At 44.3% G+C, this 12,286-nt stretch carries 11 protein-coding genes; 5 read left to right on the forward strand and 6 right to left on the reverse strand.

Annotated elements, in window-relative coordinates:
- Positions 1–19: 19 nt before the first annotated feature.
- Positions 20–274 (forward strand): hypothetical protein, encoded by a 255-nt coding sequence (locus LIX84_RS07240; RefSeq protein ID WP_005397900.1) that lies wholly within the window; start codon positions 20–22, stop codon positions 272–274.
- 62 nt (positions 275–336) lie between these two features.
- On the opposite strand, the gene fadJ is transcribed toward LIX84_RS07240, so the two are convergent.
- Together fadJ and fadI are read right to left on the reverse strand one after the other, a co-directional pair.
- Positions 337–2,448 carry a fatty acid oxidation complex subunit alpha FadJ gene (gene fadJ, locus LIX84_RS07245; RefSeq protein ID WP_104969676.1) on the reverse strand — a complete coding sequence of 704 codons (2,112 nt, stop codon included), beginning with the start codon at positions 2,446–2,448 and terminating at the stop codon, positions 337–339.
- Positions 2,448–3,755 carry an acetyl-CoA C-acyltransferase FadI gene (fadI, locus tag LIX84_RS07250; protein WP_226420998.1) on the reverse strand — a complete coding sequence of 436 codons (1,308 nt, stop codon included), beginning with the start codon at positions 3,753–3,755 and terminating at the stop codon, positions 2,448–2,450. Before fadI ends, fadJ begins: the two co-directional genes overlap by 1 nt.
- A gap of 718 nt (positions 3,756–4,473) precedes the next feature.
- On the opposite strand from fadI, the gene LIX84_RS07255 reads away from it, so the two are divergent.
- From LIX84_RS07255 to LIX84_RS07270, 4 genes are all read left to right on the forward strand, one after another.
- Positions 4,474–5,049: a sigma-70 family RNA polymerase sigma factor gene (locus tag LIX84_RS07255; protein ID WP_029836529.1), complete on the forward strand. Its 576-nt coding sequence runs from the start codon at positions 4,474–4,476 to the stop codon at positions 5,047–5,049.
- Positions 5,042–5,773 (forward strand): DUF3379 domain-containing protein, encoded by a 732-nt coding sequence (locus LIX84_RS07260; protein ID WP_005380527.1) that lies wholly within the window; start codon positions 5,042–5,044, stop codon positions 5,771–5,773. Before LIX84_RS07255 ends, LIX84_RS07260 begins: the two co-directional genes overlap by 8 nt.
- A 297-nt stretch (positions 5,774–6,070) precedes the next feature.
- On the forward strand, positions 6,071–7,330 hold the full coding sequence (locus LIX84_RS07265) for an outer membrane protein transport protein (protein WP_124008391.1): 1,260 nt from the start codon (positions 6,071–6,073) through the stop codon (positions 7,328–7,330).
- Between the two features lie 309 nt (positions 7,331–7,639).
- Positions 7,640–8,968, forward strand: a complete 1,329-nt coding sequence (locus LIX84_RS07270; RefSeq protein ID WP_226420999.1) for an outer membrane protein transport protein — start codon at positions 7,640–7,642, stop codon at positions 8,966–8,968.
- Positions 8,969–9,042: 74 nt separating this feature from the next.
- Here the strand turns inward: LIX84_RS07270 and LIX84_RS07275 are convergent, their stop codons facing one another.
- The 4 genes from LIX84_RS07275 to LIX84_RS07290 all read right to left on the reverse strand — a co-directional run bounded on the left by LIX84_RS07275 (position 9,043) and on the right by LIX84_RS07290 (position 12,285).
- Entirely contained in the window at positions 9,043–9,816 is a 774-nt protein-coding gene (locus tag LIX84_RS07275) for an MlaA family lipoprotein (protein WP_005394290.1), read from the reverse strand.
- 215 nt (positions 9,817–10,031) lie between these two features.
- A complete protein-coding gene (gene ccmI / locus LIX84_RS07280; protein ID WP_226421000.1) occupies positions 10,032–11,246 on the reverse strand; it encodes a c-type cytochrome biogenesis protein CcmI in 1,215 nt (404 codons plus the stop codon).
- On the reverse strand, positions 11,246–11,734 hold the full coding sequence (locus tag LIX84_RS07285; protein WP_074191667.1) for a cytochrome c-type biogenesis protein: 489 nt from the start codon (positions 11,732–11,734) through the stop codon (positions 11,246–11,248). The genes ccmI and LIX84_RS07285 overlap by 1 nt, the downstream gene beginning before the upstream one ends.
- Positions 11,731–12,285: a DsbE family thiol:disulfide interchange protein gene (locus tag LIX84_RS07290; RefSeq protein ID WP_012841537.1), complete on the reverse strand. Its 555-nt coding sequence runs from the start codon at positions 12,283–12,285 to the stop codon at positions 11,731–11,733. The genes LIX84_RS07285 and LIX84_RS07290 overlap by 4 nt, the downstream gene beginning before the upstream one ends.
- Position 12,286: the final 1 nt, after the last annotated feature.

A 12,286-nucleotide genomic window follows, 5' to 3' on the forward strand; every position in this document is an offset into this window, starting at 1 on the left:
ATAAATTAATGAGGTAATCATGAAAAAAGCACTACTACTTGCGGCTATTTTACTGCCACTGGCATCTGCACACGCTGAAATCTCGGTGAAAGGTGATGGCTTTGAGCTAAGTAACGACTGTGTCCGCCTAAGCGGAGACAATGTTTCTATCAAATCAGATGATTGCTCTTCAAAACAGTGGAAAGATAAAGACAACAAAGGCAACAGCAGCGTTCACGGGGACGACAACCCAGGTAAAGGCCACAATAAAGATAAGAAAGACAAGAAGAAGTAACTATTTCTTATTTATGAAAAAGGCTTGCCACTGGCAAGCCTTTTTCTTTACCGAAGCAACGTTTAATAGAATGTGGTTCCTTCTCCAGCTCGAGTAAGCAAACCATCACACGGTGCGTAACGATCGCCATACTTCGATGCAAACTCATTCATTTTCTCAACCAGTTCTTTAATGCCAAACTGATCCATATAACGGAATGGACCGCCCAAGAATGGAGGGAAACCAATGCCAAATATTGCACCAATATCACCATCACGTGGCGAGCGAATGATGCCGTCATCCAAACAACGTACCGCTTCATTCAGCATTGGTAGTACACAGCGCAACGCAATATCGTTATCGCTCAGCTTAGATTCAGGATCGAGCTTAAGCAGCTTGTAGATAGATTTATCGACATCTTTCTTCTTACCTTTGTAAGTGTAGAAACCTTTCCCGCTCTTACGTCCTTTGCGACCGTCATTCAATAAGATATCGAACACGTCCGGGCCTTTGAATCGCTCACCTAACTCGTTGACTAGAATCGGCATGATCTTCGCGCCAATGTCGACACCGACTTCATCCAGTAAGGTAATCGGGCCGACAGGGAAACCAAAATCAAGCAACGCCGTATCAATCTTTTCGATCGGTTCGTTAGCCAGCAGAATATGCGCCGCTTCGTTCATGTATGGCGCAAGAATGCGGTTCACGTAAAAGCCCGCTTTGTCTTTCACTACGATCGGGGTTTTACCTTGCTTTTTAGCAAGTGCAACGACTGTTGAAATGGTTTCATCTGATGTCGTTTCATGCGGAATCACTTCCACCAACGGCATTTTTTCTACCGGGCTGAAGTAATGCAAACCCACTACGTTTTCTGGACGCTCCGCTTTTTCTGCAATTTTGTGGATTGGTAACGAAGAAGTATTGGTCGCAAAGATGGTTTCCGGCTTGGCATTCGCTTCAATATCCGCCACCATTTTTTGTTTAAGATCTAAGTCTTCAAAAACGGCTTCAATTACAACATCAATATGATTAAAGCTGGTAAAGTCGACACCGCCAGACAGTTGTAACATTTTCGCTTGCAGATCGGCTTTTGATAGAATGCGACGTTTACGCTGTTTCTCGAATAACTTGTAGTTATAGTTGAGTGCGTTTAGAACGCCATCGTTGCTGACGTCTTTGATGCGGACAGGCACCTTCGCTTTTGCAACAGACACATGGCTGATTCCTGCGCCCATCAAGCCACCGCCAAGCACGCCAACTTTATGAACTGGCGCGGGTTTCGCATCCGTACCATTTTCTTTCTTCATTTCCGTTGTCGCAAAGAAGATAGAACGGAGCGCTTTTGATTCAGAGCTCATCACAAGCTCACCGAAGCGTTTCGCTTCAAGCTCTTGTCCTTGGGCGAAACCTTTCTCTAAACCATGCTGAATAACGTCTAAAATCGCGACCGTTGCAGGATAGTTACCACGGGTTTTCTGATTGGTTTTCTTCGCTGCCTGTTCAAACACAAACTTGCGCCCTAGCCCGCTACCCGACATCACTTTTTCTTTCGTCGATAGCTTTTTCGTACCCTTGTTTTTACCTTTGTCGATAAACTGTTTTGCTACGTCGAGCAAAATGGTGTCAGGGACACAGGCGTCAACCACACCCAGCTTTTTAGCTTTCTTTGCGCGAAGCTGTTTACCCGTCAAGATCAAGTCCAGTGAAGGTAACAGGCCAATCAAACGCGGCAGACGCTGCGTACCGCCGGAACCTGGCAGCAATCCAAGCTGTACTTCTGGTAGGCCTAAACGCGTTTTATCTGAATCCGTACAAACACGATAATCACATGCAAGAGCAAGCTCTAAACCACCGCCCAAACATGGACCGTGAATAGCGGCAACCACAGGATATGGTAAGTCCGATAGCTGCTGGAATAGCTCTTGACCTTGCCTCGCTAATGCTTCTGCTTCACTTGCGGTCGTGCACGCTTCTAGCATGCGAACATCGGCCCCCGCGACAAAGTTGTCCGGTTTTAGGGAATGAATGATCATCCCTTTGATGCCACTGGCGTCTTTTAGCTGAGCAAAGATTTCTTTCATTTCATCAGCAAAAGCCGCCTGTAGCGTATTCATTTTTTCATTAGGTACGTCAATCGCTAACCAAGCAATATTCTGCTCATCAACTTTTAGACTAAATGCTTTTTGCTCGCTCATTACTCAACCTCCAGAATCATTGCTGCACCAAGACCGCCAGCTGCACATGCGGTATTCAATGCAATACCGCCACCACGGCGTTTCAGTTCACGTAGGGTTTGCGTCATCATTCGTGCACCTGTCGCCGCGAATGGGTGACCGTAAGCGATTGAGCCACCAAGCACGTTAAACTTATCCATGTCGATTTCACCGATCGCTTTCGAACGACCTAGATTTTCTTGAGCAAACTTATCTGAAGCAAACATCTTCACATTCGCCAATACTTGCGCAGCAAACGCTTCGTGCATGTCGATCAACGTCAGATCAGACAGCTCCAAGCCTGTATTTTCTAGCACTTTCGCTGTGGCATAAGTCGGTCCCATCAGCATGTCCTTTTCCACACCGATCGCTGAAAATGCGTAGCCGCGGATGTAGCCAAGAATCTCCATGCCAAGCTCTTTCGCTTTACCTTCGCGCATCAACATCACTGCCGCACCACCATCAGTCAGTGGCGTACTGTTAGCTGCCGTAACACTGCCATACTGGCGATCAAAGGCAGGTCGAAGTTTCGCGTACCCTTCTACGGTTGAGGCGTGACGGACATTGTTGTCTTCCGAAATCCATTTTTTGTATGGTTCGGGAAAAGCCGTCATCACTTCACCTTGGATCTTGCCTTCTTTCCAAGCTTGGGAAGCCAGCGTATGAGAGCGATGTGCTAGCGCATCCTGCTCTGCACGAGAAATACCATGCGTCTTCGCCATTTGCTCCGCAGTTTGTCCCATCGACAAGCCCGTCGAGTACTCGGCTACTGCAGGAGGCACTGGCATAAGGTCTTTAAAGCTCAAGTTTTTGAGGATGCTAAGCTTCTGACCCATTGTTTTTGTCTTACTTAGAGCAAGCAGATTAGCGGCCAGTTTCTTAGAGACGCCAATAGGCAAGACGGAAGAAGAGTCTGCACCGCCAGCAATACCAATATCGATGGTTCCCGCCATGATGCTTTCTGCGACATTAACCGCCGCTTGAAAACTCGTCGCACACGCTCGAGTCACACTGTAAGCATCAGTATGGATGTTCATACCGGTGCCTAACACGATTTCTCGTGCGATGTTTGGCGCTTCAGGCATTTGTACTACTTGTCCAAATACCACTTGTTCGATTAGCTTCGGATCAATATCTGTTCGAGCAAGCATTTCTCTTACTACCATTTTCCCTAAATCGACCGCTGGCACTTGGCTAAATTCCGTGCTTTGACGAGCAAAGGGAGTTCGAAGCCCCGCGACAATAGCGACACGCTCACCATTGCGTGTTTTTACTTCCTGCTTACCCATTGTTTCTCCTTAAATACAAGAGGTCTGACCTGATGCATTGTAATGAATTTGTTAAATTTATCAAACGTGCGTTTAAATAAACGTGAAGCAAGTAGATCAATTACTCTACTTCTTTGATTCTTATGCGATTAATAATGATTAACTATAGAGAGTTAAAACGGTAAGAGGTATATGGAAGGTAAAATCGAAGCAAAAAAAAACCACACATAACTGTGTGGTCGGAATATCTATAAAACAATTAACTTACGCCAATTGAAAATTAATCAGTTTCCTGATTAGGAGAAAGTAAAGTCAGCCTTCAAAAGGAAGTGTCATCTTGCTCAACATGTTAGTCGCAATGACTAACGAGATGACAAGATGTACTATAACCCCTTCACTGCTTGATATTTTGAAATAGATCAATTTTATAGTGATTTTACGAGCTTTAAGCACATCTAAAAGGCTCAGCGATGCAAACCTATTCAAAAATTCACCGCTAGCAGTCTCTTTTTATGTCCCATCGAATGAACTTATCCAAACCATTGATTACTAATGATGATATTGTTAACAATCTTTACCAATTCATGTTCGATGATATTTGGCATTTGCGTATACACTTTTAAGTAACCACATAGCTTATTGTGTCAGAGGTTATCTACGACACACGCTCAACCGAAACCGCGAGGCTATTGAAAAGTAAAGTCATGCTCAGAACAAATAAGAAACTCACAGAGCGAGGATGGAGGCTCCTGTGGCCATATTAAAAATGTTTGGAAAGAAAAATTCCAACAGTCCGGTCAACTCTGATATGGACAAGCAAAGAAAATACGAAGCGCTCGTCCGAGGGTACCATCGTGACTTATATCGCTACGCATACTGGTTGTGCAAAGATAAAGCGATAGCGGAAGATCTAGTTCAGGAAACCTGTCTTAGAGCTTGGAAGTCACTCGATAGCCTTCAGGACGAAAAAGCTGCCAAGTCTTGGCTCATCACAATATTGAGACGAGAAAATGCGCGCCGCTTCGAACGTAAACAATTTGATTTAGTTGATATCGATGATTACGGCAATGATGCTAAAGTCAGCGATGACCCACATCATCAGCAAGAATGGCTGCAAGCACAGATCATGAAACTCGATGTTGAATACCGCGAGCCTTTATTTCTCCAAGTTGTCGGTGGTTTCAGCGGAGAAGAGATTGGCGACATTCTTGATTTAAATAAAAATACAGTGATGACTCGATTATTTCGCGCTCGTAATCAACTCAAAGAGATGTTGGATTCTCAAGATACTAAGAGAGGACAAAAGAATGGATGATTTAGAATTTCGTCGTCGTATTTTGTCGGATCCAAAACAAAAGGATGAAGAGATTCTGCAAGCTTTAGCTGGTAGCGACGCCAACAATAAGTTTGTTGATGACGTTTTGGATCTCGACGTAAAAATTAAACAAGCCATGAATGTGGATGTACCTGAAGATCTCGCTGATAAGATTTTATTTAGTCAGACGTCGAGTGCACTTGATGAAGAGAAGGTCGTCAGACCAAACTTTGTGCGCAAAGCAATGGCACTTGCCGCTTCTATTGCGTTCACCGCAGGATTATTAGTTGGTCAAGTAAACTGGGGAAATGTTTTGGTGTCTCCAGCACAAGCCAGTTTAGCTGATACCGCGATGAAACACGTTATTCATGAAGAACCTTTTGTTCGTCATCTTGATGAGGATGTACCGAGCTCGCAAATTAATGCGAAAATGTCGCCATTTCATTACCAGTTTAGTGAAAACTTTCCATATCACGTTTACTACCTAAACCACTGCGGTTTTGGCGAATCCAATGCGGTGCATATGGTATTCCAAGGTCCAAAAGGTAAAGTAACGTTATTTATTACTGGTATTCCTAGCGAACAAAGTACCGACTTTAATAAGGATGGCATGACCGGAATCGTTCAGCCCGTCGGGAGTTCAAGCCTGATTTTAGTCGGAGAAGAAGGTGAAAATATTGATGCTATCGCTACGACTCTTGCATCAATGATTAAACCGATGTAATAACTTCGACGATTTCCAGCCTTCAAAAGGTTAAATGCCGCTAAATGATCTTATTTAGCGGCATTTTTGTATAAATAGAACACAAAACATTCACCATCGCTATAGCATTTAGAGCTTAAACTCTAAATTATGCATTTTAAGTGCAATTTCCCGCCTTTTAGACATCATTTCTGCAATTTTTATTCAATTTTATCCAATGGTCGGATTTGTCCAAGCAACTATTGATACTACTATCTGCGCCACTGAGCAAAAGCTCAATTTATCGTCCAAAGAGACGAATCTAATAAGGAAAAACAAATGACTCAGAACACGCGTCTGTTTAAAAAGACTCTCCTAGCAGTAACGGTAGCTTTTGCCTCAGGTCAATCGATGGCAGCGGGTTTCCAAATCAACGCTCAATCAGCAACTGGCATCGGCCGTGCATTTGCTGGTGATGCAGTAATCGCAGATAACGCCGCGGTAATGGCTCGTAACCCAGCAGCAATGGCTCTATTTGATAAAATGGAACTTTCGCTAGGTTTCGAAAGCATTACTTCAATGATTGAAGTGAAAGATGCGAAATATAACGTTAATACTCCTTTGGGTTCCAGTACTGTAAATGTTGCTGACACTGATGATGTGGGTGATACGTCAATAGCTCCAAACATTCACCTAATCGTTCCAGTAAATGACAAGTTTGCATGGGGCGTAAACGCATACTCTAATTTCGGCACTAAAACTGAATTTTCAGATAACTACACCGCAACCGAGTACGGTGGTCTTACGGATGTAAAAAGCCTCAACTTTGGCTTTGCGGGTTCTTACCGTTTAAACGAACAATGGAGCTTTGGTGCTGGTTTAGATTTAATCTACGGCCAAGGCACAATGAAGCGTACAACTAGCTCTTCAGTCCCAGGGGTTGGCGGTCAAAAAATTCTGGACGTAGATAAAGCTGATGGTTGGGCTGTTGGTTTCAACGTTGGTACTGTGTACGAACTAGATGAAAACAACCGTTTTGGTCTAGCGTATCGTTACAGTCCTGAATTTACGGCGAAAGACGACAAAGGTCAGGAAATCACGCTACCTCTACCAGATATGGCAGAGTTTTCTGGTTTCCACAAAATCCAAGACACTAAGTTTGCTGTACACTACAGCATTCAATACATCGGCTGGAAAGATTTCGACCAAATTGATTTTGAGAACCTAAATCAGGGTTTACTTAAAGGTGGTTACTCGAAAGACTATCAATGGCAAGATGGCTGGCACTACGCAATTGGTGGTACTTACTACCTAAACAACAACTGGACACTTCGTGCTGGTTACATGTACGACACAAGCGCTCAAGATAAAGTAACGTCTATCTCGGTACCAGACTCAGATCGCCAGTGGTTCTCCACAGGTTTCTCTTACCATATTGATAATAGCTCAAACATCGATTTTGGCTTCACGTACTTGTTAGGTGAAGATGTAAAAGTTAATGAGAATACTCAATTAGCTCCTGGTCTTTCTACCGGTGTAACAGCAACAACTCATGCTGATGCAATTCTATTCGGCTTACAATACAGCCGTAGCTTCTAAACGCTTCGCTGTTAGTTAGTAGAAAAATACTTTATATAAAAGGCTGGATTTCCAGCCTTTTTTCATATCTGCGATTTATTGCCCACTCAATTTGAGTGAACACGTGTATCTAAATCTCACAATTAGGACGCACAGCTGTTCGCTGAATCCCATTTACAAGCCTTTCACAGTCAGACAATTAAACCACCCAAGTAACACTTGAAAGAATAATATTCCAAATGACTACTTATGTTGGATTTCCATTTCTAAAGTAAAAACTCTACCTTTAAACTTTCGTCCCACGTTATAAACAAATCAGCGAACATTCGAATGAAAACCAACAAGACTCTTCTATCAACAGCAGTGGCATTAAGCCTACTTGGCACAACGGGCATGGCTAACGCAGCAGGTTTCCAACTTGCTGAATATTCTGCAACAGGCCTAGGTCGAGCATATGCTGGTGAAGCAGCAATGGCTGACAACGCAAGTGCACAATGGCGTAACCCAGCAATGCTAACTTATTTGGAAGGCACTCAAGTGTCCGTTGGTGCAATCTATGTGAACCCAAATATTGATATTGAAGGTGATGTAAACTTCCACGGTAGTACTTCTTCTGCATCTTCAGATGATTTCGCCCATGATGCAATCATTCCAAACTTCTACCTATCACACCAATACAATGAGAAATTCGCGATTGGTTTGGCATTTGGCACCAACTACGGCATGGAAACCGATTTAGGGAAAGGCTTTGGTGCATCGCACTTCGGTAACGAAGCAAGCGTAACGACAATGGAAGCGAACTTAAACGCAGCTTACAAAGTCAATGAATCAATCAGCGTTGGTGGTGGTATCCGTTACATCATCGGCGAAGGCAGCTTTGGCGCAGCAGCTCCTAAGAATAACGTTGTAGGAAAGCACCCTTTAACTGGCGATCCTATCAGTGTTCCTCAAGGTACCGCTCTAAAATACATGGAAGGTGACGATACCGCTTGGGGCTGGCAAGTTGGTACTGCATGGCAGATCAATGAAAATAACCGTATCGGCTTCGCGTACAAATCTGAAGTTGAACTGAAGCTTGAAGGCCATGCTGAAGGTCTAGGTTTTGGCTTCGGTACTTCTGAGCTTCCACAGCTGCGTGACAACGGCTATATGTACCTAAACCTGCCTGCAACAGCTGAGCTGGCAAGTTTCCACCAAGTAACAGACCAACTTGCGTTACACGCAAGCTTTAACTGGACGGATTGGAGCTCTTTCGAGAAATTGGAAGCACGCCTAGATACCGCTGGCACGCATATGGTTAAAGTAGAAAACTGGGAAGATAACTACCGCTTTGCTGTTGGTGCCACTTACCAGCTTGATCCTAAGCTAGCGCTACGTACTGGTATTGCATACGATACTTCAGCGGTAAGCGACAAAAACCGTACGATCACTATTCCAGAAACTGACCGTACTTGGCTAAGTATTGGCGCAACGTACGATTGGACGGAAGACTTCAGCCTAGACGCTGGCTTCACCTATATTTTCGCGAAAGACGCACCAATCGTTGAGTCTCGTGGTTACAAGTCAGACGACGCTGCAGAACAAGTCGGCGGCCAATTCGTAGGCGAAACTACGGGTAATGTTTGGCTAATCGGTGTTCAAGCAAACTACCGTTTCTAACCAAACAGCAAAAATATGAAAAAGGCTTAGCATCAGCTAAGCCTTTTTTATTTGTATATTGTAAAGAACAGCGCTTAAAAGTCTTCTAGGTATTCGTCTAAATACTCTTCTTCTTCGATGTTAACTTCTTCCACCGTTTCAACTTCTGCTTTAAAGTTTTGACGCTGAATATAAACATCGCGAGTAAGAATATATGGATCTGGCGACGAGTCTAACTGTGCTTCTTGCGGTACTAATAAAGCACGCTTCTCCATGCCTTCAAACGCCCACTTACCCAAACTCGCCCAGAAGTTGAGGTAAGAGAGGGGTAAATACGTACTATCTACGGTATCTGTCACTTCACGTAAGGTATACGGGCCATAACCTGGAATCATGAAGTAAGGGCCATTTCCAACACCATAGTGGCCTACTGCATCACTGAACGCTTTCTCGTCGTATTTCGTAATACCCGCGGCACTTGCAATATCGAATAAACCGAAAATACCAAACGTCGAGTTAATCCAAAAACGGTTAAAGTGGTCTACGGCTTTCGTGCCGTTACCCATGACTAAGTTATTAACCATGCTGGCTGGCTCATCTAAGTTCGACAAGAAGTTAGCGATACCGGAACGAATAGGAACTGGCGTGTATTCCACATACGCAAGTGATACAGGACGAACCAAATACGGATCTAAATATTCGTAGTTGATTTCCCACATGGTTCGGTTAAAGCCTTCCAACGGGTCATACACATCAGAAGTCGTTTGATTTGTTTCTTGTCCTGTTACTGCTTCATCAGGCGCACTTGAACAGCCAACCAGTCCAACTGCAAGCAGTAACAAGAAGGTAGATTTACCCTTGTTATACATTTTATTTTCCATAACGACTATTAATGTACCTAAGTCACCCAATGAACAGTTGTACGTATGTTGAGCAGTATACGTAGTAAAGATGACTCAGATATGGGAATAAATAAAGGCCAGCAGTCGCTGGCCTTCGGTATTCTACTCGATCGTTTAGAGTCATACCACTAAAGGCAACAGACTCTACCCCGTTGTCATATTTCAGAGACAGACGCTAACGATTAATATTGCTGGTCAATGGTCACTTCAACCGGCGTGCCAAATTCAACGACGTCACTCTCTCCGTACCAATCTTGGTCACGCGTTGCTACGTTACCGTCAGAGTCCACACGCACACGGACGATTAACTTGTCGAGTGAAGATAGTTTTTGCCCCTGCATCATGGCATTACCATCATCTAATACGACTGTACGAGGGAAAGTACCCAGCGGATAGCGAGCTGCCGCAACAGGCATTGGTGAGCCATCTGCACGATGTACCGATACAATCAGAACTGCGTTTGGATCCAACTGAGCATTTGGTGCCACATTAATTGTCACAGCTACACTCTTATCCGGTGAAACCGCTTCGCCCATTTGCTTACGAGCACTCTCAATACTGCGTGACAACATCTCGTAGCGGCTATCTTCTGGACCAATCATTTGCTGCATGATTCCCCAGTACTTGATCGCTGCCGGAAAGTCTTGACGCTCAAACGCATCGAACGCTAACAAAGAAAACACACGCAGATCGACATAGTCTTGCTGCATCAGCTTGCCAAGTAATGAGCGAGCCGTCGCTTGATCCATTTCCTCTTGAGACAGCATCAGAGCTTGTGCATAACCCAACATCACATCAGGCTCTTTGGGCTCTAGGCGATATGACTTTTCCATCGCATCGATAGCAGTCGTGACATCACGATTTGCTAACGCAATACGACCTAGCAGTAACCAACCTGTCGAGTCTTCCGGCTGGTAATGTAAGCGAGTTCGGAGGGCAAGGGTCAAATCCGCCATTTCATCGTCACTCAACGGCTCAGAAGAAGCCGACATCAGCTTTTTCGATAACTCAGGTAGATTTGCAGACACTTCTTGCCATTGAACAATATCGTCTGACGCGCCAAATTTGTAATACAAGCCATAGCTCAACGCCACCGTCAGAATTACCGATGGAACTAAAACCGCGATTGGTGAAACCTTGGTTTCTTTTTGCGCTTTATCACCCGGAATATCGTCAAGGAGAGACTGCTTTAGATCAGAAATCAGTTCGTCTTCGCTTTCAACCAGCCCTTCGTCGGTTTCTTCTGCAAGCTCAGATAGACGGTCTTTATAAAATGCCTTGTTGAGCTCATCGCGTAACACATCATCATTGTTCGCTTTTTGTTTAAGCAGCGGCAAAGCCACCAGCGCACAAGCAATAAGCGTAAGAGCAACGGTGGAAATCCAAAATAGTGTCATTACTTCTTATCTCCGTTGTTCTCTTCTTCTTCAAGCAATGCTTTTAAACGAGCCTCTTTTTGCTCATCCCATTGCTCGTCACTGCTCGCTTTTGCCTTAACTTTAGATTTACGGCTACGCAGTACAATCAAACCAAAACCACCCAATACCACAGCGAGCGGCCCTAGCCACAAGATCGCAGTAGCAACCGTAAATGGTGGGTTGTAAGTCACGAAGTTACCATATCGGGCGATCATGTAATCAACAATCTCATCTTTGGACTTACCTTCTTTGGTCATTTCGTACACCTTATGGCGTAAGTCTTGAGCAAGTTCAGCGTTAGAATCCGAGATCGTGTTGTTCTGACATTTAGGGCAACGGAGCGTATGGCTTAACTCTTTGAACTGCTGTTCTTGTTCCAAGTTATCAAACTCGTACACCTCAATGGCAGCGTGAGCAGCAAGAGATAATGTCATGGCAGCAAAGACTGCAAGGATCAGCTTTCTCATTGCTTCGCCTCCTCAACCAGTTTGTTGTAAAGCGGCTCCAGTGTTTCTGACCAATTACGTGGGTTTACATCCCCCACATGGCGATAACGAATCACACCATTTGCATCAATAATGAATGTTTCTGGTGCACCATAAACGCCAAGGTCAAGACCAAGCATACCGCTACCATCAAATAGGCTAATTAAGTAAGGGTTGCCGAGATCATTCAACCAGCCTACCGCTTTGTTACGATCATCTTTGTAATTCATACCGATGATCTTAACGCCCTTACCCGCCAATTCGTTTAGGTATTTATGCTCTGCATAACATGTTGGACACCACGTTGCCCAAACGTTCAAGAGCAACGGCTCACCTTTAAAAATTGACTGGTCGTATTGTTTTCCAGGTTCAGCTAAGTCTTCTAAGTGAAACTCAGGAACTGGCTTACCAACCAAAACCGACTCCAATTTCGTTGGATCATCGCCCTCTTGGTTGCGCATTAACTGGGTTGCGAAAATGCCCGCCAAAATCATGAAAGCGACGAGCGGAATAAATAAGATTTTCTTATTCATG

The organism is Vibrio sp. E14, assembly GCF_020515785.1.
Taxonomy (GTDB): domain Bacteria; phylum Pseudomonadota; class Gammaproteobacteria; order Enterobacterales; family Vibrionaceae; genus Vibrio; species Vibrio diabolicus.

Bases quoted from the DNA above. Each gene is read 5' to 3' on its own strand.
- LIX84_RS07240 (WP_005397900.1), top strand. From the start codon at position 20: ATGAAAAAAGCACTACTACTTGCGGCTATTTTACTGCCACTGGCATCT.
- fadJ (WP_104969676.1), bottom strand. From the start codon at position 2,448: ATGAGCGAGCAAAAAGCATTTAGTCTAAAAGTTGATGAGCAGAATATT.
- fadI (WP_226420998.1), bottom strand. From the start codon at position 3,755: ATGGGTAAGCAGGAAGTAAAAACACGCAATGGTGAGCGTGTCGCTATT.
- LIX84_RS07255 (WP_029836529.1), top strand. From the start codon at position 4,474: ATGGAGGCTCCTGTGGCCATATTAAAAATGTTTGGAAAGAAAAATTCC.
- LIX84_RS07260 (WP_005380527.1), top strand. From the start codon at position 5,042: ATGGATGATTTAGAATTTCGTCGTCGTATTTTGTCGGATCCAAAACAA.
- LIX84_RS07265 (WP_124008391.1), top strand. From the start codon at position 6,071: ATGACTCAGAACACGCGTCTGTTTAAAAAGACTCTCCTAGCAGTAACG.
- LIX84_RS07270 (WP_226420999.1), top strand. From the start codon at position 7,640: ATGAAAACCAACAAGACTCTTCTATCAACAGCAGTGGCATTAAGCCTA.
- LIX84_RS07275 (WP_005394290.1), bottom strand. From the start codon at position 9,816: ATGTATAACAAGGGTAAATCTACCTTCTTGTTACTGCTTGCAGTTGGA.
- ccmI (WP_226421000.1), bottom strand. From the start codon at position 11,246: ATGACACTATTTTGGATTTCCACCGTTGCTCTTACGCTTATTGCTTGT.
- LIX84_RS07285 (WP_074191667.1), bottom strand. From the start codon at position 11,734: ATGAGAAAGCTGATCCTTGCAGTCTTTGCTGCCATGACATTATCTCTT.
- LIX84_RS07290 (WP_012841537.1), bottom strand. From the start codon at position 12,285: ATGAATAAGAAAATCTTATTTATTCCGCTCGTCGCTTTCATGATTTTG.